Below are 25821 nucleotides of genomic sequence, written 5' to 3' on the forward strand. Positions count from 1 at the left end.
GCGTGCGGTCACCACCGGGCGATGAGCGGCGGCCCCGGTTCGTGCTCCCGCCAAGCCTCGGTGAGCCGGGCGAGGCGAGTGGGGGCGGCAATGCCGCGCACGGTCGCGATCTTGCCGTTGGTGATGTCGAACGTCACGGCGCCGACAACCTGGTCGCCCACCACGAAGAGAATGGCCGGGGCACCGTTGACGAGCGCGTAGTGGACCGTGGGCGTGCCGCCGGCAAGTCGCCGTTTCGCGGGCGTGGGTTTGAAGCCGGCCCGTGCGACGGCGGCGATGCGCTGCACAGTGCTGTACTGCAGCAGCGTCTCGGTCAGGCCGGCGCCGTCGGAGATCGCTATCGCGTCGTCGGTGAGCAGCGCCACCAGCCGTTCGATGCGGCCCGAGGAGGCAGCGGCGAGGAATTCCTCGACGATCCTGCGGGCGGCTGCGGGGTCGATGTCGCCTCCGCCGCAGCGCGCGGCGGTGATGCGGCGCCGGGCCCGGTGAGGTGCTGCTGGCTGGCGGCCTCGGAGCCGGTCGAGGCACAGGTTGGTGACGACCTTCGTCAACCATGCTTCCGGGACCTTGATCCGCTCGCGGTCGGCGGCCTGCCAGTGCACGAACGCATCCTGCACCGCGTCTTCGGCGTCGGCGGAGCCGCCCAGCAGCCGGTACGCCAGCGAGGCCAGCCGGTTCCGGCTGGCCTCGAACCGGCTGGTGTCGAAGCGATCAGTGGCGGTGCTGTCCACGCTGACCAACCTGGGCGGCCACGCGACCGTGGTCCTGGCGGAACGCATCCGGAGCAGCGGCCAGGCGGCGCTTGCGGGTGGGCAGGCCGAAGGTCGGGTGCGAGATGGTCCACAGCGCGATCCGGTTGATGCCCGCCTTGACCAGCGCAGCCGCCGGTCAGGCCGCCGACGATCGACTCCAGAGCCTGGCGTCCGGTGAAGCCGGCCGAACCGCAGGACATCGGCAGCGGCCGGCCGTTGTCGCCGATGGCGCACACGCTGTCGCCGATCGCGTAGACGTTCGGGTGCGAGACCGACCGCATCGTGCGATCGACGACGATCTGACCGTTTTCGGTGACCTCCAGCCCGCTGGCGGCGGCAATCGGGCCGGCCGCGAACCCGGCCGCCCACACGGTCGCGCCGGATGCCGACGCCCTGCCGCCGGCGCACAGCACCCGCGCCGCTTCGACGGCTTCGACCGTGGTGTGCTCCAGGACGGTGATGCCGAGCCGGTCGAATGCCTGGCGCACGTGACGGCGGGCCCCGGCGGAGAGCCGGGAGCCCAGTTCGCCGCGGGCGACCAGCGTCACGGACAGGCCGAGCCGGGCTTCGGCGATTTCGGCGGCGCTCTCGATGCCGGTCAACCCGTCACCGACGACGAGCACCCCGCTCTCGCCCTGCGTGCCCAGGCTGTCCAGGCGCTCGCGCAGGCGTAGCGCCGAGGGCTTGCCGGCGATGTCGAGGGCGTGTTCGGCCACGCCGGGGACGCCGTGGTCGGCCACGTGACTGCCGAGCGCGTAGACGAGCGTGTCGTAGCCGAGTTCGCCGCCACCACCGGCGTCGGCCGTCGAGACCACCCGGCGCTCGGGGTCGACGGCGGTGACCCGGGCCACGCACAACCGGATCCCCGTGCCCGCGAAGGCGTCGGCAAGGTTCAGGGCCTTGAGATCTCGGCCGGCTGCGAACTCGTGCATCCGCATCCGCTCGACGAACTCCCGCTCGGCATTGACCACAGTTATCCCGACATCCGCCGAGGACAGTCGACGGGCCAGGTTTCCGGCCACGTAGGCCCCGGCATAGCCGGCGCCGAGAACGACGATGCGGTGCTTCATGGCTGCTCCTGTCAGTTCGCGTGCTCTCCGCGAATTGAGCGGGAGGGGGCCGCCATTGCTGACAGGAGCTGCATGTGTCTTGGATCACACGATGGCCACCAGGCTTACCTCACCCGATAGCGCAGGTGAAGCACCCGGTTGCCCTGGATCGCCACGTCCGGATCCGCCAGCAGGTGCTGCGCGTGGACCGACCCGAAGTAGCGCTTGCCGGACCCGAACACGACGGGTACGACGTCCATCCGCACCTCGTCGACCAGGCCCGCGGCAAGCACCTGACCGCCGACGTCGCCGGCCGCGACCTCGACCAGGCGGTCACCCGCGAGCTCCTGGGCCTTGGCCACGGCCGCCTCGACGCCGTCGACGAAGTGGAACGGTGCTCCGGGGTCCCAGCCGTCGGGCGCCGGCCGGTGCGTCACGACGACCACGTGGTCGATCCTGCCCGGAGGCTTCCCGTCCCAGCCGTCCGTCATGTCGAAGACGTGGCGGCCGACGATCGTCACCCCGATCTGGTCCCAGTACGGCCGGATGTAGTCGTAGGACGTCTGCGACACCTTCACCACGCCGCTCTCGTCCAGCGGGACGTCACCGCCGGTCAACCAGTCGAACAGCGGCCCGGGCTGGTCATTCTCGTCCGCGACGAAGCCGTCCACCGACACCGAGCTGTACATGACCACCTTGCCCACGGGGCTCTCCTCTGCTTGGGTGCCCCCAAGTTAGCGTGCCGTGAGCTGCCGTTCTTGTAAGAAATCAATCGGCCGGCAGCGGCCAGCCCTCGAACGCGTGGCCGGGATGTTCGCGCATGAACCGCCGCCGGACCTCGATGTACCGGGTCGGCGTGAGCCCGGTGAACGCCCGGAACTCGTGGCCGAAGTGGGCCTGGTCGAAGTAGCCCGCGCGACCGGCGACGTCGCCCCAGTCGATCGGGCCGGCCGGGTCGATCGCGAGCACGGTGGCGGCGAAGCGGTGGGTGCGGGCCAGCCGCTTCGGGGTGACGCCGACGAGCTCCTTGAACCGCTGAGCCAGGTGGGTGCTGCTGACCCCGGCGGCCACGCTCAGGTCGCCGATCGCCGCCGTCCCGCCGGTCGCCGCGATGACGCGGCTCGTGTGGCGGACCAGCCCCAGACCGGTGGTCTCGCCCAGCCGTCGCATCAGCTCGTCCTCGAACAGCGTCAGCATCTCGTGCGGTCCGCCCGCCGTGGCCAGCCGGTCGCGCAGCTCGGCGACGGCGGGCCGGCCCCAGACCTGCTCGATCGTCACCGGCCGGTCACACAGCTCGGCCGCCGGCATCGGCAGGAACGGCGCGAGCCCCCACGGCTTGACGTGCACGCCCACGGACCGGGTCGGGGACGGGTAGCTGAACTCGAACGCGCGGGTGGGCGTGGTGACGACGCAGCCGTCGGCGTACTCGGCCGCTCTGATGTCGGTGCCGGCGCGGATGCGGAACGGCGCGCCGAGGTTGACGATGAGCAGGGCCGCCGGCATCGGCGGGAGCGTCAGGCGGGCGTACGGCGGCGCGCCCTCCAGGTAGTAGAGGTCGTCGATCAGCCCGTCCAGCGGCGGTCGGGGCGCTCTGGACACGTACTCCATGCCCACAGCATCGCCGACGTGCCGCCGGGATGGCCGAGCGGGGGTTCAGGGTGCGATGCGGGCCGCGACCTCGCCCAGATGTGGTTGGTCGGGCGACTCCAGCACGCAGCGCGCGAACAGCCAGGCGAGCAGCCGGTCGTGGTCCAGGTCGAGCAGGCCGGCCATCCGATGGCTCAGCCCGGCCGGGTCGGCGGTCAGGCGGTCGCAGTTGAGCATGTGCTGCACGGCGTCGTAGGCCGGGTCACCGACGTACGGTTTCGGGTCGATCACCAGCCACGGCTCGCGCCGGGCGGCCAGGATGTTGCCGGCGTGCAGGTCGGTGCACAGCAGCGCCGACCGGTCGGCGGTGGCCGGCAGCGCGCGCCACAGCTCGATGCCGGCGCGGGCGAGACCAGGATCGGCGAGCCTGGGACCGGCGGCGTCGAACTCACCGGCCCAGGCGTCGCACATGGCCTGCAGCGGCCGGAACGGGTGACCGCCGGCGGGCGCCCGCCAGAGCCGGCGCAGCATCGCCGCGACGATCTCGTCCTGCTCGGCTTCGGGCTTCGCCTCGCCCAGGGTGGTGCCCGGATCGCAGCGTTCCAGGAGCAGGACGGTGGTGGCTCCGGCGGTGGCGCTGTCGTGCAGCAGCGCGGCGCCGTCGCCGGCCCAGGCCCGCAGCCCGTCGGCCTCGTGCAGCGCCTCGTCGTGCGTCCGGGCCACCTTCAGCACCAGCTCCCGACCGGTGTGGTCACGGGCCGGGGCGACCCACGCCGTACGGCCGCCGGGCTGGTACGGCGGGCCGAGGCGCAGCGACCAGCGGTCGGCGAACTCCGCCACCACCCCGGGCAGGGCGGCCAGCCAGGCGTCCCACTGGGGCGACCGGCCGGACCGCGCGCGGTCGAGCAGGTTCACGGGCAGAGCGAAGGCGGCCACCCGGCAATCATGCGGCCCGCCGGCCAGGGCCGTCAGGGCAACGTGACGACCTGAGCCGCGTACGAGAGGCCCGCCCCGAAGCCCACGAGCAGCGCGGGACCGGTCGTGTCGGGCAGCGCGGCCATCGCCTGGGGAATGGAGGCCGCGCCGGTGTTGCCGTTGGTGGTGATGTCGGTGGCCACCCGCACGTGCGGGCCGAGCCCCAGGGCCTTGGCCGCGACCGTGGTGATGCGCAGGTTGGCCTGGTGCGGGATGAAGGCCGCAAGCTCGGCCGCGGAGATGCCCGCCGCGTCCAGCGCGCGCCGGGCCAGATCGGGGATGACGGAGGTCGCCCAGCGGAAGACCTCGGGGCCGGCCATGCGCAGGATGCCCGCCTCGTCGTACCGCAGGAACTCGCTCTTGGAGCCGTCGGCGCCCCACACCACCGGGCCGATGCCGCACGTCTGCGCCGGACCGACGACCACCGCGCCCGCGCCGTCGCCGAAGAGGAACGCCGTGCCGCGGTCGCGCTCGTCGATGATGTCGGTCATCCGCTCGGCGCCGACCAGGACCACGTAGCCGGCCGAGCCGTTGCGGACGAGCGCGTCGGCGGTCGCCAGCGCGTACGGGAATCCGGCGCACGCCGCTCCCAGATCCATCGCGGCGGCCGCGGTGGCGCCCAGCGCGTCGGCCACCAGGGGTGCGGCGGTGGTCGCGCGGCCGCGGTGGGACATCGTCGCCACCAGGACGGCCGAGACGTCGCGCGCATCGACGCCGGCGCCGGCCAGGGCCTTGGAGGCGGCCGCCGCGGCCATCGTGACCAGGTCCTCGTCGGGCGCGGCGCGCCGGCGCGACTCGATGCCGCAGCGGCGGCGGATCCATTCGTCGCTCGAGTCGATCAGGGCGGCGATCGTGTCGTTGCCCACCTCGGTCCGTGGGCGGTACGTGGCGACGCTGAGGATGCGCGACCCGGGGTGACCGGCGCGGCGCTGCAAAGGGTTGGCCATGGCCAATCCAAGCATGCCCGACTGGGAGGGCTCTGATTGCTTTATTCCTCGCCGGTAACCAAGCGCTCGCCGGCGCCCGGATCGCGACCGAAGGGCTCGGCCGGCACCGCCATTCCCAGGATCTGGTCTGACGATCATCGCCCGCCCGAATCGGTATGTCAGGGGCCACACTTCCGCGGCCGGACGGAGTAGATTCTCGCGGGATACCGCGAAGAGGAGCCAAACACACGAAGGAATGCCGTGGATTACAAAGTGGATGTTGACGGTTTCTGGCGTGACGGATACACGATCATCAAGGGTGTGTACACCCCGGACGAGATCGAGTCGTTCCGGCCGCGGGCGCGGGAGTCCGTGGGCTGGAATGGCGATCTGCTGTCGAACCCCAAATTCAGGGACGTGCTGACCGATGGCCGGATGGTCGCGGTCGCCCGCAAGATCCTCGGCACCGACGAGATCGTTTACAGCGGCGACAGCAGCTTCACGATCAATTCCGGCTCGCACAACTGGCACAAGGACAACACCGACCGGGAAGACCCGAAGGCCCCGGACTGGACGCAAGGCCGCTACACGATGCTGCGGTTCGGTGTCTACCTGCAGGACCACACCAGGCACAGCGGCGGCCTCAACCTGCGCCGCGGCTCGCACCTGACCACCGAGCTGATGGCCGGCAAGAACGTGTACGTCGCCACCGCCGTCGGCGACCTGGCCGTGTGGAGCATGGCGATCAGCCACTGCGGCACCGCGACCAAGCTGCGGTTCCCCTGGTGGATCGACCCGGAGCCGGCCATGGACGGCAAGTACCCGCGCTGGTGGATCCCGGCCAAGTCCAGCGGCGACCGGATGGCGTTGTTCGTCGGGCTGGGCACGGACGACGCTCACCACGCGCGCTACGTCGAATACCTGAAGACCCGGACGTACATCTGCAACATGTGGCGGAAGCACCCGTGGGATGACGAGACCATCGCCGAGGCGAGCAAGGCGGGGCTGACCGTGCGCAACGTGCCCAAGGAGATCGAGGGCGACGACACCGTGGGCAAAAACCAATGGTGGCGGGCCATGCCTTACTGACCGGCGCGCGGCCTTACTCCTTTGCCGGCTTGTTCAGCCGAGATCGAATGCGGATCGCGTCCTGGATGATCAAAGTCAACACGTGATCGACCGTTGCCTGCTCGTCGTCGGCGAGGTCCGACACATCTGTTTCCCGGGCGCCGGAAATGAGCCTTGCCGCGCCGCGCAGGTTCCGGAGCATCGCATGGTCGAGCACGTCAACGACGCTAATTCCGCCGGACCCCGGAGGCCGGCCGGCGCGCAATCGTCACGCGATAGGGCGACCGACAGCAGCGCCGGTCGGCAGCGTCACCGTCACCGTGAGGCCGCCGCCGGGGTTGGGGGTGGCCGCGACGGTGCCGCCGTGGGCGCGCACGATGGAGCGGACGATCGCCAGCCCGAGGCCGGTCGACCGGGCGCCGGCCGGCCGGTTCTGCGCCAGCCGCTGGAACGGCTCGAAAAGGCGGTCCACCTCGTCCGCCGGGATCGGGTCGCCGCCGTTGCGGACCGTGAGCGTGGCCACGCCCTCGCCGCTTTCCGTGACGACCTCCACCCAGCCCGACCGCTGGTTGTGCCGCACCGCGTTGTCGACCAGGTTGCTGGCCAGGCGGTCGAGCAGGGCCGGGTCGCCGGTCACCGGGGCCGGCCGCAGATCCGGCGTGATCTTCAGTTCGGCCCGTTCGGCCTCGCCGTCGGCGTCGCTGAGCGCCGCGCCCGCGGCAACGGCGAGGTCGTGCGGCTCGGCCGCGAGCACGCCGCTGTCGCTGCGGGCCAGGGCGAGCAGGCCGTCGAGCATGCGTTCGGCGCGGCCGGTGGCGGTCAGCACCAGGCGAGCCATGCTCTCCCACTGCTCGACCGTGCCGGTGCGCCGCGCGAGCTGCACCTCGGCGCCGGTCCGGGCGATCGCCAGCGGGGTGCGCAGCTCGTGCGCGGCGTCCGCGACGAACCGGCGCTGGCTGGTGAAGGACGCCTCGAGCCGGGACACCATCGCGTCGAACGTGTCGGCCAGCTCCTTCAGCTCGCCCGGCGGGCCGGTCAGCGCCACCCGCTCGTGCAGCCGGTCCTCCGAGATGCGGCGGGTCGCGGCGGTCAGGGTCTGCAGCGGCCGCAGCATCCGGCCGGCGACGATCCATGACGCGCCGACGCCGAGCAGCGCGGTGACCGCGAGCGCCGCCGCGGACGTACCGATCGTGGTCACCATGGTCTGGCGCCGCAGCGCGGTGATCTCGGTCTGCCGGGCCCGGTAGCCGGCGAGCGCCTCGCGGGCCCGGTCGCCGGCCTCCGGCGGCGCGTTCTCCAGCTTCTGCAGCTGCCCCGCGTTCGGCGCGCTGAGGTCGGTGTAGAGCCGGTGGTACAGCAGCCCGTAGTTGAGCGCGAGCAGCCCGACGCAGATGGCGACCAGCACCCCCGCGTACATCAGGGTCAGGCGCCACCGGATCGACCGGCGCCTCACAGCCGGTACCCCGCTCCGACCAGCGTCTCGATCAGCGGCGGGTCGCCGAGCTTGCGGCGCAGCCGGGCGACGGTGACCCGGACGGTCGCCGTGAACGGGTCGGCGTGCTCGTCCCACGCCCCTTCGAGCAGGTCCTCGGCGCTGACCACGGCGCCGTCCGCGGTCATCAGGATCTCCAGCACGGCCAGCTCCTTGGTGGTCAGCGGGATGATGCGGCCGTCCCGCGTCACCACCCGGCGGGCGGTGTCGAAGCTCAGCGCGGCCCGCCGCAGCACCCGCGGCGCGTTGTTGGCGCGCCGGGCCAGGGCCCGGATCCGCAGCACCAGCTCGTCGAAGACGAACGGCTTGGGCAGGTAGTCGTCGGCGCCGAGGATCAGCCCGGCCACCCGGTCGGCGGCGTCCCCGGCCGCGGTGAGCATCAGGATCCGGGAGTCGGCGCCGCCCGCCGCGAGCGCCGTGCACACCTGGTCGCCGTGCACGATCGGCAGGTCGCGGTCGAGGACGACCACGTCGTACCGGTTGGCGCCGGCCTTGTGCAGCCCGTCCAGGCCGTCGGCGGCCACGTCGACCGCCATGCCCTGGTCGCGCAGGCCGTCCGCGACCTGCTCGGCCAGCAACGGCTCGTCCTCGATCAGCAACACCCGCACCCGGAACCTCCCACCGCAGTCTCGCCGTCCGGGCATTACACCCGCGTTACAGCCGCTGTGACGGCACCGTTGCCGGCGCGCTGCTGCACTGACCGTCATGAGGAAACATCTGATCGCGGCCGCCGTGCTGCCGCTCGTGCTGATCTCGGCGGCGGCCTGCGGAAAGCCGGCCGAACACAAGAATGTCGCCTCCGCCGGCGGCGGCGCAACGCCGAGCCCGACGGCCACCCTCAGCTTCCTGGACCAGGGCATCCGGTACGCGCGATGCATGCGGGACAACGGGCTGCCCGGCTACCCCGACCCCGAGGTCACGGGCGGCGACGTGCGGATCCGCGGTATCGACAAGACCACCGTCGACACCAGCGTCCTGGCCGCGGCCCAGCAGGCCTGCCGCGCGTTGCGGCCGGTGCTGACCGGGCCGGACGGGGCGCAGAAGGCGGCGGCCGCCCGCTACGAGTCGCAGTGCATGCGGGAGCACGGCGTCCCGGACTACCCGGACCCGGATCCGGACGGGCACGCCGAGCTGCCCGACGCCGTACGGCAGAACCCGAAGTTCGACGCGGCCAAGGCGACCTGCCGCGACCTGACCCGGTCGTTCACGCCCAGCCCCACGGTGACCCACTGATGACACGCCGGTTCCGGACGGCCGCCGTGGCCGCGGCGGCGGTGCTCACGGGGGGCGCCGCCGTCGTGGCGGCGGCCGGGTTCGGCGGCGGCGGGCACGACGAGGCGCCCGCTTCCGGCCTGCCGCCGGCCACCGCCCAGGTGACCCGCCAGACGATGCACGACACCGCCGATGAGGTCGGCGAGCTCGGCTGGACCGACCACACCACGCTGCCCGGCCGGATTCCCGGCGTGATCACCCGGCTGCCGCGGCCGGGCGACACCATCGGGCGGGGTGCGGCGATCTACCGGGTGGATGACCGGCCGGTGGTGCTGCTGTACGGGCCGGTCGCCGCCTATCGCGCTCTGGGTCCGGGCGCGACCGGCCGCGACGTGCGCCAGCTCGAGGCGAACCTGGCAGCGCTCGGCTTCGGCGGGTTCACCGCGGACGACAAATACACGGCAACAACCGCGGCGGCCGTACGGCGATGGCAGCACACCCTCGGGCTGGCGCGCACCGGCAGAGTCGAGCTGGGCCGGGTCGTGTTCGCCCCCGGCCCGATCCGGGTCGACAGCGTCACGGCCGGCGTCAACGAGTCCAGCGGCGGCGGCGAGGTCCTGCGCTACACCGGCGCGGGCCGGGTCGTCACCGTCGACCTCGACGTGTCCCAGCAGCGGCTCGCCCACCCCCGGGTCGCCGTCCAGGTCGCGATGCCGGACGGCCGGCACGTCGCCGGCCGGGTCGAGCGCGTGCACACCGTCGTCGAGCAGCCCACCGGCCCGAACACCCAGCCCGTCACCCGCATCGAGGCCACCGTGTCCCTGCGCGACCCGGCCGCGGCCACCGGCCTGGAGGCCGCGGTCGTCACCGTCACCTTCACCGCCGCCGAGCGCGCGAACGTCCTGACCGTGCCGATCGCCGCCCTGGTCGCGCTGGCCGAGGGCGGTTACGGCCTCGAGGTCGTCGACGGCCGCACCACGCGATTCGTGCGGGTGACCACCGGGCTGTTCGCCAACGGGCTGGTCGAGGTCGCCGGCGACGGCGTGCGCGAGGGACTGACCGTGGGGATGCCGCGATGATCGAGCTGACCGGCGTCACCAAGGTCTACCCGGGCGGGGTGCGGGCGCTCGACGGCGTCACCCTCACCATCGGCGCCGGCGAGCTGGTCGCCGTGGCCGGCCCGTCCGGCTCCGGCAAGTCGACGATGCTGCACATGCTCGGCACGCTCGACCGCCCCACCTCCGGCCGGGTCGCGATCGACGGCCACGACGTGTCCCGGCTCTCCGACCGTCAGCTGTCGGCGCTGCGGGCCTTCCGCATCGGCTTCGTCTTCCAGCAGTTCCACCTCGCCGCCGGGGTCACGGCAAGGGACAACGTCGCCGACGGCCTGCTCTACGCCGGCGTGCCGATCCGGGAGCGCCGCCGCCGGGCCGAGGCCGCGCTCGCCCGGGTGGGGCTCGGGCACCGGCTCGGCCACGAGCCGCACGAGCTGTCGGGCGGTGAACGGCAGCGGGTCGCGATCGCCCGGGCGGTGATCGCCGAACCGGCGCTGCTGCTCGCCGACGAGCCGACCGGCAACCTCGACACCGCCTCCGGCGCCGGGGTCCTGGACGTGCTGCGGGAGCTGCATGCCGCGCGTACCACCGTCGTCGTCATCACCCACGACCGTGACCTCGCCGCCCAGCTCGACCGGCAGGTGCGGATGCGCGACGGGCGCATCGAGAGCGAGGCCACCGCATGCTGAACCCCGCCCGGCTCGCTCCCGCCGACGTGCTCCGGGTCGGCGCCGCCGGCCTGCGCGCCCGGCCCACCCGGGCGCTGCTGTCCGCGCTCGGCATCGCCATCGGGATCGCCGCGATGGTGGCCGTCGTCGGCATCTCGTCGTCCTCCCGCGAGCAGCTCCACCGCCAGCTCGCCGCGCTCGGCACCAACCTGCTCACCGTCGCGCCCGGACAGACCATCGACGGACGGCCGGCCGCGCTGCCCACCCCGGCCGAGGCGATGATCGGCCGGATCGGTCCGGTCACCGCGGTCTCGGCGACCGGCACGATCGGCGGCGTACGGGTCTACCGCACCGACCGGATCCCGCGGGTGGAGACGAACGGGCTGTCCGTGCTCGCCGCCCGGCTCACCCTGCCCGCCACGGTCGGCGCCGCCGTCAGCCGCGGCACCTGGCTCAACGGCCTGACCGCCCGCTACCCGGCCGCGGTGCTCGGCGCCGACGCCGCCGACCGGCTCGGCGTCGGCCGGCCCAGCGAGCACACGATGATCCTGGTCGGCGGCGTGCGCTTCACCGTGATCGGGGTGCTCGGCCGCGCCCCGCTCGCCCCCGAGCTCGACGCCTCCGTGCTCATCGGCTGGGAGGCCGCCACCGGCCTGTTCCCGTTCGACGGCCGGGCCACCACCGTCTACACCCGATCCGACGAGAGCCAGGTCGAGGCCGTCCACGCGGTGCTGGCCCGCACCGCCGACCCGGCCGAGCCCGGCGCGGTCACCGTCTCCAAGCCGTCCGACGCGCTGGCCGCGACGCAGGCCGCCGACACCACCCTGAACGCGCTGCTGCTCGGCCTCGGCGCGGTGGCCCTGCTGGTCGGCGGCGTCGGCGTCGCGAACACCATGGTGATCTCGGTGCTCGAACGCCGGGCCGAGATCGGGTTACGCCGCTCGCTGGGCGCGACCCGCGGCCAGATCCGGCTGCAGTTCCTCGCCGAGGCGCTGCTGCTGTCCACGATCGGCGGCGCGGCGGGCGTGCTGCTCGGCATCGCGATCACCGCCGGCTATGCCGCCTACCAGGATTGGCCGGCCGTGGTGCCGGCCTGGGCCACGGCCGGCGCGATCGGCGCCACCGTGCTGATCGGCGGCGTGGCCGGCCTCTACCCGGCGATCCGCGCGGCCCGGCTCTCCCCCACCGAAGCCCTGGCCACCCCGTGACCATCCGGCCTACCACCTCACGCCGACGGCCAATGTTGCCGCCGCCGTCACCATGGCAAGGCCGCTGCGCTTGAATCCGCGGCGCTACCGGCTCGCTCGTTTGCGTCCGATTTCCTACACGGCGGTGTCGTGGCGGCCGCGGGGGTGCACCGTGTAGCGAAACAGCCGTCTCGCCGGGGGGCGATGATCGTGGTCAGGAAGCTGCTGTTCGCCGCCGTGCTGGGGCTTGTCACCAGCGGACTCGGTGTTCCCGCAACGGCCGGGGCGACCCGGACCGACATCGACGCGGTGCGGAGCTGGAACGAGCTCGCGCTGAACGCGGTGCGGGCCAACCGGTCCTCCGACGCCGATGCCGCCCGGCTCTACGCCATGGTGAACGTCGCCATGTACGACGCGGTCAACGGCATCGCCCGGCCGTCGCGGGCGCCGGCGCTCGTGCCGGGACCCGGGCCTCGCAACGGCGATGAGCAGGCCGCCGCCGTGGCCGCCGCGCATGCTGTGCTCGTACGGCTGGATCCGTCCCGAACTACCGATTATGACGCCGCGCTCGCCGCCGGCCTCGCCCGTCTCGGCAACGGCCACGGCGTGACCAGCGGGGCCGGGTGGGGAGATCAGGTCGGCCGGCGGGTGGTCGCGGTTCGCGCCGACGACGGCTCCGCCCCGGTCGAGACCCAGCCGGCGGGCTCCGGTCCGGGCGTCTTCCGCGCCGCGTGGCCGGGCGTGCAGTACCGCAACGTGCGGCCGTTCGCCGTGGCCGATCCGTCGCGGTACGTCCCGGGGCCACCGCCGGCCCTGGACTCGGTTCCGTACGCGGCGGCGTTCGCCGAGGTGGCAGTGCTGGGCAACGCCGCACTCCCGGCGCCCGACCTGCTCGCCACGTTCCAGTTCTGGTCGCTGCCGGCCGGGTCCGACCAGCCGCCCGGCGAGTGGCTGCGGATCGCGCTGACCGTCTCGCACGACCGGCGGCTGCCGCTCGGCGAGCAGGCCCGGCTGACCGCCCTGCTGACCATGGCCCTCGCCGACGCGACCGTGACCACGGTGGCGACCAAGTACACGTACCGGCATTGGCGGCCGACCACCGCGATCCGCGAGGCCGACACCGACGGCAACCCCTCGACGACGGCCGATCCGGCGTGGACGGCCCGCGCGGGCGCGGTGGGCGGCACGCCCGAGTACGTCTCCGGGCACAGCTCCTACAGCGGGGCGGGCGCGGCCGTCCTGCAGGGGTTCTTCTGCGCCGACGCGATCCCGTTCACCCTCGCCACCGACTCCGCGCCGGGCGGCGTGCCCCGCACCTACCCGGGATTCTCGGCGGCCGCGGCCGAGGCCGGCCGCTCCCGGATCTTCGGCGGCCAGCACTTCGAGTTCAGCAACCAGGCGGGCCTGCAGATCGGCCGGGACGTGGCGGGCGAGACGCTGGCCACCCGGCTGCTGCGGGAGACGGGACCGACGCACTTCGGCGCCTGCCCACGGTGACCGGAAGCGGCTCCGATCAGCTGCCGTCGTACCTGCGCAGGCGGGCGTTGCCGGCTTCCCCGGAGCGGGTTATCGCATCGTCGGCGCCGGAGTAGCCGGAGGAGCCGATCTGGAAGGTCTCGCCTTCGTAGGCGACGGCCGGCAGGCGGTAGTAGGTGTGGAGCTCGTGCTCCTCGGCGTGCGTCAACGGCTCGTCCGTACCGGCGCGCGGGGCGTCCTTGACCTGGTCCTTGCCGTAAGCCACGGTGATCCGGTCGTCGGTGACGCGCGCGTCGCGCAGCGGGACGAAGGTTTCCGTGGTGCCGAAGAGGCCGGTCTTGACGGTCACCCACTCGGGGTCACCACTCCGGACGTCGACGTAGACCTGGCCGACCGAACCGATCTTGTCGCCGTCCGTGTCGTACACGTCGGCGCCGGTGAGCCGGGCGATGTCGTTCTGGGTGATCACGACAATCCTTTCGGGAGGGGATGTCTCACGATCGAAAAAGCGACTCGGATCGCTTGACGACTCGAAAAATGCCCGCCCGTTTAGGACATAAACCGGCGCTACATGTTCTCCGTCAGCCGGGGCGGCCGGCGGCGGCGCGGCAACAGCAGCGCCACCCGGTCGAGCAGAGCCTCGAGAGCCTCCTCGAAATCTTCCGCGGCGACATCGATGGACAGATGCGGCTCGAGGCGCTGCAGCAGCGGGTAGTTGCTGAGGTCCTCGACCGGCGACACGTCGGGCTCCTCGACCGGGCCGGTCTCCACACCGCGGCCGGAGACCTCCAGCAGCAGGTGGCCGAGCAGGAAGCTGCTGAACGCGCGGTAGACGGCGGCCGCGTTCTCGTCGGAGAACCCCGCCTTGTTCATCACCTCGAGCAGGGACTCGATCCACCGCAGGCTGCGCAGCGGCGGCCGGACCCAGGGCGCCGCCGCCGGGCGGGTGGCGACCAGCGGGAACACCTCGGGGTGGGCCAGCGCGATCCGGCGCAGGCCGTGGGCCAGGCGCTGCAGGTAGTCGACCCAGCCGGCGTGCGCTTCCAGATGCACGTCGGGGTCGCCGAACAGCTCGTCGACGACGGTCTCGACCACACCGTCCAGCAACGCCTCCCGGCCGGGCACATACCGATACAGCGCCATGCCCTCGACGCCGAGGTAGGCGCCGAGGCGCTGCATGGTGAGCATCCGCAGGCCGTTCTCGTCGATGAACCGCACCGCCGCGGCCAGGATGCGCTGCTGATCGAGTCCGCTGCGCCCCGAGCCGGGGCCACTGGTGCGGATCGCCTCGGCCGCGTCACCACGCTCCCGCGACCTGTCCGGATCCTGCATCGCGCCTCCCGCGTCCCCCGTGCGCCGTCGCATGCCCGGCGCAAGCGTCCCACAGATGGCCGGCGCCGGGCCGACCAGGACGAATCCGCCGGCCGTGAGAAATACTCGTTTATCTCATAAACAACGGCTGGTGAATGAATCGCCCGCATGGGGTTGAGACGCCGATCGGATGGGGATTGCACCGATCACACCCCTGGCCCGTGCCGATGGCACGCCGTGAGCGGGGAGGCCACCTGACGAAAGGAGCGAGCACGTGTCGAATGGATTCCCTCGTGAGCCGGCGCCCACCTCCGAGTTGGTGAGCCAGGCCGCCGCGCAGATCTCGACGCTGGTGCGCGACGAGCTGGCGCTGGCGAAGCTGGAACTGACGGAGAAGGGCAAGCGGGCCGGGGTCGGCGGCGGCCTGTTCGGCGGCGCCGCCGTGCTCGGCCTCTACGGGCTCGGCCTGCTGCTGGCCCTCGCCGTCGTGCTGCTCGACCTGGTCATGCCGCTGTGGCTGGCATTGCTGGTGGTGCTGGTCGTCGTGCTGGCCGCCGCCGGCATCGCGGCCCTGCTCGGCAAGCAGAAGCTGAAGGCTGCGGTGCCGCCGGTGCCCAGCGACGCCGTCGCCAGTACCCAGGCCGACGTGCGGGCCGTCAAGAACGCCGTACGGGAAGGACGCTCCTCATGACCGACGCCGGAACCCCCACCGACCCGGAGCAGTTGCGCACCGAGATCGAGCAGACGCGCGCCGAGCTCGGTGAGACGGTGCAGCACCTCGCCGCCAAGACCGACGTGAAGTCCCGCGCCAAGCAGGCCGTCGGTGACGCCACCGGCGCGGCCCGGCAGAAGCTGGCCGCGGTCAAGGACCAGGCCGCGCAGGCCGCCGGGACCGTGACCGACAAGGCGGCGGCGGCCAAGCAGCAGCTCACCGACTCCGACCTGCCCGCACCGGTCCGCCGCCCGCTGCCCCTGGCCGCCATCGCCGCCGCAGCCGCCGTGCTCGTCACGATCATCGTCGTGGCCCGCCGGCGGCGCCGATGAGCACGCACCCGGGCCGCCGACCACCGCGGCCGTGCTCGTCATCGTCGCGTTCGGACTGCTGAACTGGGCGCGACCGTCGCCGCCCGGCACGCCACCAGCGGGATCGGCGGCACGAGCCGGCCGCACCGGGCCGACATCGCCGTCATGACACCGGCGCACGAGCATCACCGCTCTGGCGGCCGCCGTCGTCGGCATCGTGGGCCTTTTCGCGGGGCCGGTCGGGGCGTGGGCCGTCGCCACCCTGGCCGCGCTGGAGGGCGGCGACCGGTGACGGATCAGTGGGCTTCGAGGGTGCGGGAGCCGCCGATGATGAGGGTGACCACGGCATCGACGTCGGCCAGCCCGGCATCGTCGAGTTCTTGGCGCAGGGCCGTCTCGCTGGCTTCCGGCGGCCGGCCCATGGCGATCACGTACAGCCTTCCGCGGCGGACCTGTACGTCGGTCAGCTGCCAGCCCTGCTCGTCCGCCCAGCGGCTGGCAACCGGCTGGGCCCGGCCGATGATGACCTGCTCCTGCAGGACCTGCCAGCTGCCGTAGCCGAGCGGGACCGCCATCAGCAGGAGGGAGAGCGCCACGGTGGCCACCGTCTTGACGCCGAGGGCGCCGACCGGCAGGGCGGCCTTCTTGGCGGCGTCGCGCAGCCCGGCGGCGAGCATGATCGCGGTGCCGGTGGCGATGATGGCGGCGACGTTGGTGCCGAACAACAGCAAGGCGCCGAACGATTCACCGTACGCGTGGGACTCCGCCGTGAGTCCGACCACGGCCAGCGGTGGAACCAGCGAGATGGCGATCGCCACGCCCGGCAGAGTGTCGGACACGTCCGACCGGATGAGCGCGAACCCGCCGACAAGCCCGGTGGCAAGCGCCGCGACGAGATCGATCAGCCGAGGGCTGACCCGCCCGGCGACCTGGGAGTTCGTGGCGGCGACCACGTCCATCTGGATGATTGTGCCGAGCAGGTAGCCGATGCCCACGACGGCGACGGCGCCGGCCAGCACGAGCCCGAGGTGGTAGACCAGCTGCCGCCGGTCGGCCAGGACGATCGCCAGCGCCGTGCCGAGGATCGGGGTCATCAGCGGCGCGACGATCATCGCGCCGATCACCGTTGCAGTGGAGTCGGCGACCACGCCGGCCGATGCGATCACGGCGGCGAGCAGGAGCAGGACCCAGAAGTTGGTCAGGTTGCGCGGCCGGTTGCCCTGAGTGAGGAACAACCGACCGATGATGCGGTCGACGTCGGACGGCGCGACCGTAAGGTTCACGGCTCGACGATGGCGAAGTCCGGGTCACCGGGCCGCAGCGCGCCGAACAGCGCGGCCAGCTGCTTCTCGTCGCCGGCCAGGGTGAGCCCGTTCGACCGTGCCGCTTCGACGTCGCCGGCGGCCAGGGCGGCGAGGGCGCCGGCGGACGCGGTCAGGGTCAGCTGCACCGGCTTGTCACTGTCCTTGACGTACGTGAAAACGCCGTTGCGCAGTGTGGTCCGGTAAGTGACGCCGTGGTCGGGTAGCTCCCAGCCGATGGCGAGATCGAGGTCCCAGGATCGTGGTCCGTCGATCTGGATGGCGAGCGCGTCGAAGAGCATCTCCGGGCTCAGGTGGGCGACGATGTCCGGTGCAGCGGTGACCGTGGGCGTGCCGAAGTTCCCGCTGCGCAACTCCGTCGCCGCGGACAGGAACTCGCATCGCCAGGTGCCGTTCTCCGAGCCGAAGCCCAGCTGCTCGAGCACGTCGGCCAGCAGGCTCTTGCCGGCGCCGTGCCCGGGGTCGGCGAACACCACGTGATCGAGAACCTGGGCCGCCCAGCGCAGGTCGCCGGCCTCGAAGGACACACGTGCCTTGGCCACGACCTCGTCGGCGCCGCCCATGAACTCGACGTACCGCTTGGCCGCCTCGGCCGGCGGATGCGGCCAGAGCCGGGTGGGGTTGCCGTCGTACCAGCCCATGTAGCGCTGATAGATCGCCTTGACGTTGTGGCTGACCGAGCCGTAGTAGCCGCGGGCGTGCCAGGTGTTCTCCAGCGCGGGCGGCAGCTGGATCATCTCGGCGATCTCCGGACCCGTGTAGCCGAGATTCAGCAGGTGCAGCGTCTGGTCGTGCAGGTAAGCATAGAGATCGCGTTGCAGGCCCAGGAACTCCACGATGTTGGCCGTGCCCCACGTCGGCCAGTGATGGGACGCCAGCACGACGTCCGACTTCTCGGCGAACAGCTCGATCGCCTCGGTGAGGTAATGCGCCCACATGTGCGGGTCGCGCACCTCGGCGCCGCGCAGGGTGAGCAGATTGTGCAGCGTGTGCGTGGCGTTCTCGGCCATGCACAGCGCTCGCTTGTCGGGGAAGTAGAAATGCATCTCGGCCGGGGCCTCGGTGCCGGGTGCCATCTGGAAGACGATGCGCAGGCCGTCGACGGTCAGTTCCTGGCCGGTCTCCGTCACCGTGACCGTGGGTTCGATCAGCGTGACGGTCCCGGTCGACGTGGTCTGCCCGAGTCCGGCGCCGACGCCGCCGCGGGGGCCGCGCGCGAGTGCCGCCCCGTACATGTAGCCGGCCCGGCGACCCATCGCAGTGCCCGCGTACACGTTCTCCGCGACCGCGTGCTCGAGGAACCCGGCGGGCGCGATGATCTGCACCCGGCCGGCGTCGACATCCTCCTGTGTGGTGACGCCCTTGACGCCGCCGAAGTGGTCGACGTGGCTGTGTGTGTGGATCACCGCCCGGACCTCGCGGTCGCCGCGGTGCCGCCGGTACAGCGCCAGCGCCGCCGCCGCGGTCTCGGTCGAGATCAGCGGGTCGACGACGATCACACCGGTCGCGCTCTCGACGAAGCTGATGTTGGACAGGTCGTAGCCGCGGACCTGGTAGATGCCGTCGGTGACCTCGAACAGGCCCTGGATCGCGACCAGCGTCGACTGCCGCCACAGGCTCGGATGCACCGTGTCCGGCGCGTCGCCGGCGAGGAAGCCGGAATACGAGCCGTTGTCCCAGACCACGTCACCGGCATCGTTCCGGATCACCGGCTCGCCGGCGTCGATGAGGCCACGCCGGGCGTTCTCGAAGTCGGTCGTGTTCTCGAACCGCAGGCCCGGCGGCACCCGGCCGGACAGAGACTGAGACATCAGTAGCACTCCCTCGCGATTGGCCCGCCTTCTCCCGGATCATGCCGAGGCCGGACCGCTGGCCGCCTCACCCCGCCGAGATGAGCCGGTCCGCCGTGAGATCACCCGCGACGGGTGATGCCCAGCCCGTCACGCAACGCCACAGTTGACCCGTGCGCCTGCTCGGTTCGTTCTCCGGTTACCGGCGGGCGTGGCTGCGAAGCGACCTGGTGGCGGGACTGACCGTCTGGGCGGTGCTGATCCCCGAGTCGCTCGCCTACGCCACCATCGCCGGCGTCTCCCCGGTCGCCGGTCTCTACGCCGCGATCCCGGCGCTGTTGCTCTATCCGGTGTTCGGCTCGTCGAAGCACCTGGTCGTGGCCACCATGTCGGGCACGGCGGCGCTGTCGGCGTCGATCGTGGCCGGCAGCGACAACGTCCCGGCCACCACCTCCGCCCTCGCGATCGTGGCCGGCGTCCTCTGCCTGGTCGCCGGCATCTTCCGGATGGGCTTTCTGGCCTCGTTCATCTCCGAACCGGTGCTCAAGGGCTTCATCATCGGTCTGGCTCTGACGATCATCATCGGGCAGGTCCCGGCGCTGATCGGCGTCGACAAGCCGTCCGGCAGCTTCTTCGAGAAGCTGTGGGGCATCCTCGGCGAGCTCGGCGACATCAGGCCGCTGACCGCGGCGATCGGGCTGGTCTCGCTGGCCGCGATCTTGGCGCTCAAGCGGTACCTGCCGCTGCTGCCGGCCTCGCTGCTGGTGGTGCTGGCCGGCATCGCGGCGGTCGGGCTGTTCGACCTCGACGTGGACATAGTCGGCGCCATTCAATCCGGCCTGCCCGGCATCGCCATCCCCGATGTCGGCTTCGGGCAGTACCTGGACCTGGTCGGTCCCGGAGTCGGGGTGCTTCTGATCGGTTTCGCCGAGGGTCTGGGGGCGGCGAAGACGTACGCCGCGAAGGAAGGCTATGCCATCGATCCGAACGCCGAGCTGCTCGGCAACGGCGCGGCCGACGTCGGCGCCGGCCTGGTCGGCGGCCTGGTGGTCAACGGAAGCCTCTCGAAGACCGCGGTGAACGGCGGCGCCGGGGCGAAATCGCAGCTCTCCGGCATCTTCGTCGCGGCGCTCACCGTCCTCACCCTGCTATTTCTGACCGGCCTGTTCGAGAAGCTGCCCGAGGCGGTGCTGGCCGCCGTGGTGATCGCCGCCGTGATCGAGCTGGTCGACTTCTCGTCGCTGCGCGCCTTGTACCGGATCTGGACCAGCCCGCTCAGCCGCATCTACCGGCACGCCACCCGGGCCGATTTCATCGCCGCGGTCGGGGCCATGCTCGGCGTGCTCATCTTCGACACGCTGCCGGGGCTGTTCATCGGCATCACCATCTCGGTGCTCACCCTGCTCTACCGGGCGTCGCGCCCGCACGTGGCCCGGCTGGTCCGCCAGGACGGCGGATGGACCGACCGGGACCGCTCGCCGGACGCGCCCGTCGACGACGACGTGGTCGTGGTCAGGATCGAGTCAGGTCTGTTCTTCGCGAACGCCGATCACGTCCGGGACGACGTCCTCGGCATGATCACCGACCGGACCCGGGCGGTGGTCCTCGACGCCGAGTCCATGCCGATGATCGACGTGTCCGGCGTGCGCATGCTGGCCGGGCTGTCCGAAGAGCTCCACCGGCGCGGCGTGCGGCTGCTGCTCGCCAAGAACATCGGGCAGGTGCGCGACGTCATCGGCACCGCCGGCACGCCCGACACACCCGCCCGCTACCGCACGATCGACGAAGCCGTCGCGGCGATCCGTTCCGACGCCTGATCGTCAGGCGGGATGCGCCATCGTGAGGTCGGCATAGACGACGATGTTGTCCTCGTAGTGGCCCGCGGCGCTGTCGAAGTTGCCGCCGCAGGTGATCAGGCGCAGACCGGCGCGGTTGATGGGGCCGTAGACGGCGTCGGACGGGAACTTGTTCTTGGCATAGCGGTCGACTTTCACGACGGAGAACATGGCGATGCTGCCGTCCTGGCGGTCGACCGAGATGGTGTCACCGGCCTTGAGCTCGACGAGCCGGTTGAAGGTGCCGGGCTTGTTCTTGTAGTCGACGTGTCCGGCCAGCACGGCCGGGCCGAGCGCTCCCGGCGTCGGCGCCTTGGTGTACCAGCCGACGGTCTTGGCGTCGGCCGGCACCTGCATGGTGCCGTCGGCCTGCTGTCCGAGCCCGGTGAGCGGCACGTCGACGTCGAGCGCGGGAATGACGACCCGGGTCGGGGCGGACGTTCCCATCAGCGGGCCCGTGGTCAGGGCGGTGCTCGCTTCGGCGGAGTCCGCCGACGTGGCATCGGGCGGCTGGGAGGCGGCGGCGGGCGCGGTCAGAGGCGGCTGGTGCGGCGGCCGGTCCTTCGCCCCCGAAGCGAACGCGACGATCGCGATCGCGGTGAGCGCCAGGACCACCGCCGAGAGCGCGTACTGCCCTCGGCGGTTCCTGGCCGGCGTGGTGGCGCCGGAGCGAGTCATCGCTTGTCTCAGCTTTGCCGGCTGAGCCGGCGACGCGCGAAGAAGGCGCCCGCGGCGCCGAGCAGGGCGAGACCACCGAGCGCGAAAGGAGTGGTGGAGTCGTGGCGGGTGCTGCCGTCACCGGTCGCGACACCGCCGACCGGCACCGAGCCGACGGCCGCGCCGGACACCATGCCGCACACGGCCGGGTCGGTGGCCTCCTCCGGGATGCCCTTCAGCCCGGCCGACTTGGCCAGGGTGGATTCGCCGAGGCCCTGCAGGTCGTACTTGCCGTTCTTGTTGGCGTCGATGCCGTGCTCGACGATGTGCAGGTCCTTGAGGTGCGTGAGGGTGCCCGCCGGCAGGTCGGCGGCCGGGATGGTCCGGTCGTAGGAGAGGTTGCCCTTCGCGTCGGCGGCCGGCATCCGGTCGATCGCCAGCCCACTGGTCTTGCTGGTGTCGCCCTTGGTGGTCAGCGAGATGAAGATGTCGCCGTACATCGGCAGACCTTCCTCGGTGCTCACGTAGCCGTTGCCGTCCTTGTCGGCGGACATGTCCGGGCAGTGGAAGTTCATGCCGTTCGTGGCGCCGTGCAGGTGCTGCGCGTGCGGCGAGTTCGGGACCAGACCGGTCGACCGGATGCTGATCTTGAGGTCGCCGTCCGACATCGCGGTCAGCACGGCGGTTCCCGAAGCGCCCGAGTGGTTGAGAGCGTCGAGCTTCACATGGACGCTCTCGTCGGCGTAGGCGGCAATCGGGGCGGCCAGCAGGATCGCCGCCGCGGCGGGCACGACGATGAGAGTTCGGGACAGCTTCACGGGGGTCTCCTTGTGCACCGAGGCTTTGATCACCAGGGATTCGGAGCGGGAAGCCGCTTGGCGACGGGAGGATCCTTGATCATCCGATCGGACGCGGGACAGCCCACGTCGCGCCCGGCCGGGACGAGTCGCGGAAGCCGGTGAGACAAATCCGCTGATTGGCGCGATCGAGATTCCAGTCGGCGTCCCGGGTCACCCAGGTCAGCCGGTACGAACGGTCGTCACCCGCGGCCGCGAGCATGCGGTAGGCGTGCAGACGAGGTCCCGTCGCGGGCTGCCAGGAATACTCCCAGTCGGCGCCCCCGCCCTGGACCAGAAGCAGGCCCATGCTGACCTTCCGGTAGCCGGGCAGCGTGCCGCGGGCGAGGGCCGACCGTTCGGCGGCCTGCCACACCGGTAACGGTTCGCCGCCCACCGCTCCCCCGGCCTCGACCGACAGCGAGCGGAACCCGCCGGGATCGCTGAAGCAGACGGTCGCGCCGACGACGCTGCGACTCCAGCCCTGCGGCACCGGCACGGCGAACCCGGTGGCGTCGACGTGCCACGTCCAGCCCTCGGGCAGCGAGACGGGAGCCTTCGCAGCCGTGTCGGTCAGCGGCCGCTGAGGGGCGTGTGCGCAGGGGCCGGCCGGCGTGGCGGCGATCGTGGCGGACGGCCCCGGCGTGGCCGCGCCGTCGCCTCGGCTTCCCGCCACCGCCGCTCCGCCGCCGGCGACTGCCACCGCCGCCAGCGCCAGCCCGGCGACCAGCCGCCACCTGGCTTCGACCTCCGACCGCGCCGGTGGCCGTTCCGGCTCGGCCGGCACCGCCGCTACCGCGGGCCGGAACCGGATCGCCTGGTCCGCCGGGCGGCGCGGCGAGGGGATGCCGTGGACTCCGACCGCTCGATGTATCAGGTCGCGCACGGCGACGCGGGCCGCGGCGATCTCCAGGCGTCGAGCGGGGTCGGCGACGAGCAGCCCGTCGATGACCTGATGCAGCGGCCCCGGATGCCGGGGCGGGTCGGGCGCTTGGGCCAGCACCGCCGACAGCGACTCACCGACACTCGGCCGTGCGAACGGCGGGCGGCCTTCCACCGCCGCATACAAGGTCGCGCCCAGCGACCACAGATCGGCGGGCGCACCGCAGACGCCCGGGCGTAACCGTTCCGGCGCGATGTAGTGCGGCGAACCCAGCAGCGGCTCCGGCGTCGCGGCCGCATCCGAGGCGGTCGCGGCGAGGCCGAAGTCGGTCAGCACCACTCGCCCCTCGGCGGTGATCAACACGTTGGAGGGCTTGACGTCGCGGTGCAGCACGCCGCCGCGGTGGGCCGCTTCGAGAGCGTCCAGCAACGCGAGCCCCACCCGGGCCGCGTCGCGGTGAGTCATCGGCCCGTTCCGGGCGACGACCTCCTGCAACGAACGCGACGGCACGTACTCCATGACGATCCAGGATCGGCCGACCGCCTGAACCACATCGAAGATGCGGACCACGTTGCGATGGTCGAGGCGGGCTGCGGCGCGTGCCTCCCGCACCGTACGTCGTACGGCCTCGGTCCCGTCGGCGTCCGGCAGGCCCGGCGGCGCGAGCACCTCCTTCACCGCAACCGTGCGGTCGAGCAGCTCGTCGTGGGCGCGCCACACCCGGCCCATCCCGCCGGTCGCGACGAGCATGACCAGTCGGTACCGGCCGACCACCCGGTCGCCGCTGTCAGCCTGCATGCCGTCCCCATCCCACCGAGACCTGATACCGGACTAGGGGGATTCGTAGCCGACCGCGTCTCGGCTAGGTGGGACTTCGGTTCCGTGGTCAGCCCTTGCCGATGCCGCTGGTGAGACCGCCGATGAGCTGCCGCTCGGCGAAGGCGTAACACACCAGCGACGGCAGCATCGCCAGGGTGACGTAGGCGAGGATGCGCGCGGTGTCGGCCGAGTACTGCGACTGGAACTGCTGGACGCCCAGTGGCAGCGTCCACCATTGGGAGTCGCTGAAGACGATCAGCGGAAGCAGGTAGTTGTTCCAGCTGCCCACCACGGCCAGCACCGAGACGGTCCCGAGCGCGGGCCGGGCCATCGGCAGCAGGATCCGCCAGAAGAACCGGAACGGGCCGCAGCCGTCGAGCACCGCCGACTCTTCGACCTCGGCCGGTATGCCGCGGAAGAAGCTGCGCAGGATGACGATGGTGATGGGCAGGCCGAACGCCGCCTGCGGCAGGATGACGCCGAGCGGGTTGTTCAGCAGGCCCATCTCGCGCAGCAGGACGAACAACGGCAGGATCGCGACGGCGAACGGGAACATCAGGCCGATGGCGAACAGGGTGAACAGCAACTCCCGGCCCGGGAAGGCGTAGCGGGCGAAGATGTACGCCGCCATGGCGCCGACGCCGACCACCAGCACCGTGCTCGCGACCGCGATGACGAGGCTGTTGGTGGCCTGCTGCCAGAACGCCGAGGAGCGCAGCGCGTCGAGGTAGTTGCCGGGCACCCACGGGTCGGGCAGGCCGAACGGGTTGGTGAACAGCTGGCCGTTGTCCTTGAACCCGCCGAGGACCCCGAAGAAGATCGGCACGACGACCACGGCGGCGACCAGGATGCTGAGCAGGTGCAGGGCGCCGTGCCGGGCCCGGCGCGCTCCGGTGGCGTGGGTCATCGCCGGTCTCCCATCGTCGTGATCGCGCCCTCGAGGTCGCGGCGCAGGACAAAGCGCTGGTACAGCAGGCCGAAGGCGAGGCTGATCAGGAAGATCGCCATGCTGATCGCGCTGGCGTAGCCGACGTGGAAGCGCTTGAAGCCCTCTTGGAACATCGTCACGGCCAGGGTCTCCGACGAGCGGATCGGGCCGCCGCCGGTGAGCACCCACACCATGTCGAACAGCTGGATCGTGCCGAGCACCGACAGGAAGACGCAGATGCGGATGGTGGGCCCGAGCAGGGGCAGGGTGATGTGCCGGAACGCCTGCCAGCCGCCGGCGCCGTCGATGGCGGCCGCGTCGTGCAGCTCCGGCGGGATTCCCTGCCGCCCGGCCAGGAACAGGATCGTGTGGAAGCCGAAGTACTTCCACGAGATCACCACGAACAGCGAGTACATGACGGTTTTCGGGTCGGCCAGCCAGGTGGCGCCGAGGTCGCCGAGCCCGATCAGCCGGGTGACGTGGTTCGCGAGGCCCTGGTTGGGCGAGAAGATCATCGTGAAGAGAACCGCGGTGACGACCTCGGACAGGACGAAGGGCGTGAAGAACAGCATCCGGTACGCCCGGCGGCCGCGCAACGGCTGGTTGAGCAGCATCGCCAGGGCCAGCGACACGGGCAGCTGGATGCCGAGCGAGAGCACCACCAGCAGCAGCGCCCGGCGCAGGTCGCCGGCGAAGATGTCGTCGGCCAGCAGCCGGTGGAAGTTGTCCAGCCCGACGAACTGCGTCGGCGCGCCGAAGCCGTTCCAGTTGAAGAAGCTGCTGTACGCGGCGACCACGATCGGGGTGAGCACGAGCAGCAGGAACAGCACCAGCGCCGGGCTCAGGAAGGCGATGATGGTGAGCCAGGGCCGCCGGCGCCGGCGCGGGGCGGCCGCGACCGGCGGCGGCGGGGGGGGGGGGGGGGGGGGGGGTTCGGTTGGGAACACCGAGTAGCACCTGCTTTTCGCGG

The 25821-nt window shown here is 72.0% G+C and carries 27 protein-coding genes; 9 read left to right on the forward strand and 18 right to left on the reverse strand.

The window, feature by feature from the left end; genetic code table 11:
* Window positions 1-8: 8 nt before the first annotated feature.
* The 6 genes from ACZ6TB_RS20095 to ACZ6TB_RS20120 all read right to left on the reverse strand — a co-directional run bounded on the left by ACZ6TB_RS20095 (window position 9) and on the right by ACZ6TB_RS20120 (window position 5310).
* Window positions 9-662 (reverse strand): sigma factor, encoded by a 654-nt coding sequence (locus ACZ6TB_RS20095; protein ID WP_465556065.1) that lies wholly within the window; start codon window positions 660-662, stop codon window positions 9-11.
* Window positions 548-1822: an NAD(P)/FAD-dependent oxidoreductase gene (locus tag ACZ6TB_RS20100; protein ID WP_465556027.1), complete on the reverse strand. Its 1275-nt coding sequence runs from the start codon at window positions 1820-1822 to the stop codon at window positions 548-550. The genes ACZ6TB_RS20095 and ACZ6TB_RS20100 overlap by 115 nt, the downstream gene beginning before the upstream one ends.
* Window positions 1823-1926: 104 nt before the next feature.
* Window positions 1927-2505 carry a dihydrofolate reductase family protein gene (locus ACZ6TB_RS20105; protein ID WP_465556028.1) on the reverse strand — a complete coding sequence of 193 codons (579 nt, stop codon included), beginning with the start codon at window positions 2503-2505 and terminating at the stop codon, window positions 1927-1929.
* A gap of 64 nt (window positions 2506-2569) precedes the next feature.
* Window positions 2570-3409, reverse strand: coding sequence for an AraC family transcriptional regulator (locus ACZ6TB_RS20110; protein WP_465556029.1), 840 nt, complete (start codon window positions 3407-3409; stop codon window positions 2570-2572).
* Window positions 3410-3454: 45 nt separating this feature from the next.
* Window positions 3455-4324, reverse strand: a complete 870-nt coding sequence (locus ACZ6TB_RS20115) for an aminoglycoside phosphotransferase family protein (protein WP_465556030.1) — start codon at window positions 4322-4324, stop codon at window positions 3455-3457.
* Between the two features lie 32 nt (window positions 4325-4356).
* Window positions 4357-5310: a beta-ketoacyl-ACP synthase 3 gene (locus ACZ6TB_RS20120; RefSeq protein WP_465556031.1), complete on the reverse strand. Its 954-nt coding sequence runs from the start codon at window positions 5308-5310 to the stop codon at window positions 4357-4359.
* A 252-nt stretch (window positions 5311-5562) separates the two neighbouring features.
* On the opposite strand from ACZ6TB_RS20120, the gene ACZ6TB_RS20125 reads away from it, so the two are divergent.
* Complete coding sequence (locus ACZ6TB_RS20125) at window positions 5563-6378, forward strand: phytanoyl-CoA dioxygenase family protein (protein WP_465556032.1); 816 nt, start codon at window positions 5563-5565, stop codon at window positions 6376-6378.
* Between the two features lie 13 nt (window positions 6379-6391).
* Here the strand turns inward: ACZ6TB_RS20125 and ACZ6TB_RS20130 are convergent, their stop codons facing one another.
* The 3 genes from ACZ6TB_RS20130 to ACZ6TB_RS20140 are packed head-to-tail and all read right to left on the reverse strand — an operon-like array spanning window position 6392 to window position 8457.
* Window positions 6392-6574 (reverse strand): hypothetical protein, encoded by a 183-nt coding sequence (locus ACZ6TB_RS20130; protein WP_465556033.1) that lies wholly within the window; start codon window positions 6572-6574, stop codon window positions 6392-6394.
* 51 nt (window positions 6575-6625) lie between these two features.
* Entirely contained in the window at window positions 6626-7810 is a 1185-nt protein-coding gene (locus ACZ6TB_RS20135; RefSeq protein WP_465556034.1) for a sensor histidine kinase, read from the reverse strand.
* Entirely contained in the window at window positions 7807-8457 is a 651-nt protein-coding gene (locus tag ACZ6TB_RS20140) for a response regulator transcription factor (protein WP_465556035.1), read from the reverse strand. Before ACZ6TB_RS20140 ends, ACZ6TB_RS20135 begins: the two co-directional genes overlap by 4 nt.
* Window positions 8458-8554: 97 nt before the next feature.
* On the opposite strand from ACZ6TB_RS20140, the gene ACZ6TB_RS20145 reads away from it, so the two are divergent.
* From ACZ6TB_RS20145 to ACZ6TB_RS20165, 5 genes are all read left to right on the forward strand, one after another.
* A complete protein-coding gene (locus tag ACZ6TB_RS20145) occupies window positions 8555-9082 on the forward strand; it encodes a hypothetical protein (protein WP_465556036.1) in 528 nt (175 codons plus the stop codon).
* Window positions 9082-10140: a peptidoglycan-binding protein gene (locus ACZ6TB_RS20150; protein WP_465556037.1), complete on the forward strand. Its 1059-nt coding sequence runs from the start codon at window positions 9082-9084 to the stop codon at window positions 10138-10140. The genes ACZ6TB_RS20145 and ACZ6TB_RS20150 overlap by 1 nt, the downstream gene beginning before the upstream one ends.
* A complete protein-coding gene (locus ACZ6TB_RS20155; RefSeq protein WP_465556038.1) occupies window positions 10137-10805 on the forward strand; it encodes an ABC transporter ATP-binding protein in 669 nt (222 codons plus the stop codon). The genes ACZ6TB_RS20150 and ACZ6TB_RS20155 overlap by 4 nt, the downstream gene beginning before the upstream one ends.
* On the forward strand, window positions 10799-11992 hold the full coding sequence (locus tag ACZ6TB_RS20160; protein ID WP_465556039.1) for an ABC transporter permease: 1194 nt from the start codon (window positions 10799-10801) through the stop codon (window positions 11990-11992). The genes ACZ6TB_RS20155 and ACZ6TB_RS20160 overlap by 7 nt, the downstream gene beginning before the upstream one ends.
* Window positions 11993-12175: 183 nt before the next feature.
* Window positions 12176-13468 (forward strand): vanadium-dependent haloperoxidase, encoded by a 1293-nt coding sequence (locus ACZ6TB_RS20165; RefSeq protein WP_465556040.1) that lies wholly within the window; start codon window positions 12176-12178, stop codon window positions 13466-13468.
* A gap of 16 nt (window positions 13469-13484) precedes the next feature.
* Here the strand turns inward: ACZ6TB_RS20165 and ACZ6TB_RS20170 are convergent, their stop codons facing one another.
* Together ACZ6TB_RS20170 and ACZ6TB_RS20175 are read right to left on the reverse strand one after the other, a co-directional pair.
* On the reverse strand, window positions 13485-13916 hold the full coding sequence (locus ACZ6TB_RS20170) for a PRC-barrel domain-containing protein (protein WP_465556041.1): 432 nt from the start codon (window positions 13914-13916) through the stop codon (window positions 13485-13487).
* Between the two features lie 98 nt (window positions 13917-14014).
* On the reverse strand, window positions 14015-14779 hold the full coding sequence (locus ACZ6TB_RS20175) for a TetR/AcrR family transcriptional regulator (protein ID WP_465556042.1): 765 nt from the start codon (window positions 14777-14779) through the stop codon (window positions 14015-14017).
* Between the two features lie 253 nt (window positions 14780-15032).
* On the opposite strand from ACZ6TB_RS20175, the gene ACZ6TB_RS20180 reads away from it, so the two are divergent.
* Together ACZ6TB_RS20180 and ACZ6TB_RS20185 are read left to right on the forward strand one after the other, a co-directional pair.
* Window positions 15033-15449 carry a phage holin family protein gene (locus ACZ6TB_RS20180; protein ID WP_465556043.1) on the forward strand — a complete coding sequence of 139 codons (417 nt, stop codon included), beginning with the start codon at window positions 15033-15035 and terminating at the stop codon, window positions 15447-15449.
* On the forward strand, window positions 15446-15802 hold the full coding sequence (locus ACZ6TB_RS20185; RefSeq protein ID WP_465556044.1) for a DUF3618 domain-containing protein: 357 nt from the start codon (window positions 15446-15448) through the stop codon (window positions 15800-15802). The genes ACZ6TB_RS20180 and ACZ6TB_RS20185 overlap by 4 nt, the downstream gene beginning before the upstream one ends.
* A gap of 275 nt (window positions 15803-16077) precedes the next feature.
* Here the strand turns inward: ACZ6TB_RS20185 and ACZ6TB_RS20190 are convergent, their stop codons facing one another.
* Both ACZ6TB_RS20190 and ACZ6TB_RS20195 read right to left on the reverse strand, forming a co-directional pair.
* The gene (locus ACZ6TB_RS20190; RefSeq protein ID WP_465556045.1) at window positions 16078-17064 is read right to left on the reverse strand and encodes a DUF389 domain-containing protein; all 987 of its coding nucleotides are present in this window, start codon (window positions 17062-17064) and stop codon (window positions 16078-16080) included.
* The gene (locus ACZ6TB_RS20195) at window positions 17061-18914 is read right to left on the reverse strand and encodes an alkyl/aryl-sulfatase (RefSeq protein ID WP_465556046.1); all 1854 of its coding nucleotides are present in this window, start codon (window positions 18912-18914) and stop codon (window positions 17061-17063) included. The genes ACZ6TB_RS20190 and ACZ6TB_RS20195 overlap by 4 nt, the downstream gene beginning before the upstream one ends.
* A 152-nt stretch (window positions 18915-19066) precedes the next feature.
* On the opposite strand from ACZ6TB_RS20195, the gene ACZ6TB_RS20200 reads away from it, so the two are divergent.
* Window positions 19067-20710: a SulP family inorganic anion transporter gene (locus ACZ6TB_RS20200; RefSeq protein WP_465556047.1), complete on the forward strand. Its 1644-nt coding sequence runs from the start codon at window positions 19067-19069 to the stop codon at window positions 20708-20710.
* Window positions 20711-20713: 3 nt separating this feature from the next.
* Here ACZ6TB_RS20200 and ACZ6TB_RS20205 read toward each other — a convergent pair whose 3' ends face one another.
* The 5 genes from ACZ6TB_RS20205 to ACZ6TB_RS20225 all read right to left on the reverse strand — a co-directional run bounded on the left by ACZ6TB_RS20205 (window position 20714) and on the right by ACZ6TB_RS20225 (window position 25681).
* Window positions 20714-21406 (reverse strand): class F sortase, encoded by a 693-nt coding sequence (locus tag ACZ6TB_RS20205; protein ID WP_465556048.1) that lies wholly within the window; start codon window positions 21404-21406, stop codon window positions 20714-20716.
* 8 nt (window positions 21407-21414) lie between these two features.
* The gene (locus ACZ6TB_RS20210) at window positions 21415-22203 is read right to left on the reverse strand and encodes an LPXTG cell wall anchor domain-containing protein (protein WP_465556049.1); all 789 of its coding nucleotides are present in this window, start codon (window positions 22201-22203) and stop codon (window positions 21415-21417) included.
* A 79-nt stretch (window positions 22204-22282) separates the two neighbouring features.
* Window positions 22283-23902 carry a serine/threonine-protein kinase gene (locus tag ACZ6TB_RS20215; protein ID WP_465556050.1) on the reverse strand — a complete coding sequence of 540 codons (1620 nt, stop codon included), beginning with the start codon at window positions 23900-23902 and terminating at the stop codon, window positions 22283-22285.
* A gap of 88 nt (window positions 23903-23990) precedes the next feature.
* Window positions 23991-24830: a carbohydrate ABC transporter permease gene (locus ACZ6TB_RS20220; protein ID WP_465556051.1), complete on the reverse strand. Its 840-nt coding sequence runs from the start codon at window positions 24828-24830 to the stop codon at window positions 23991-23993.
* A complete protein-coding gene (locus ACZ6TB_RS20225; protein ID WP_465556052.1) occupies window positions 24827-25681 on the reverse strand; it encodes a carbohydrate ABC transporter permease in 855 nt (284 codons plus the stop codon). The genes ACZ6TB_RS20220 and ACZ6TB_RS20225 overlap by 4 nt, the downstream gene beginning before the upstream one ends.
* Between the last annotated feature and the right edge of the window lie 140 nt (window positions 25682-25821).

This window comes from Actinoplanes sp. NPDC051537 (assembly GCF_055586105.1).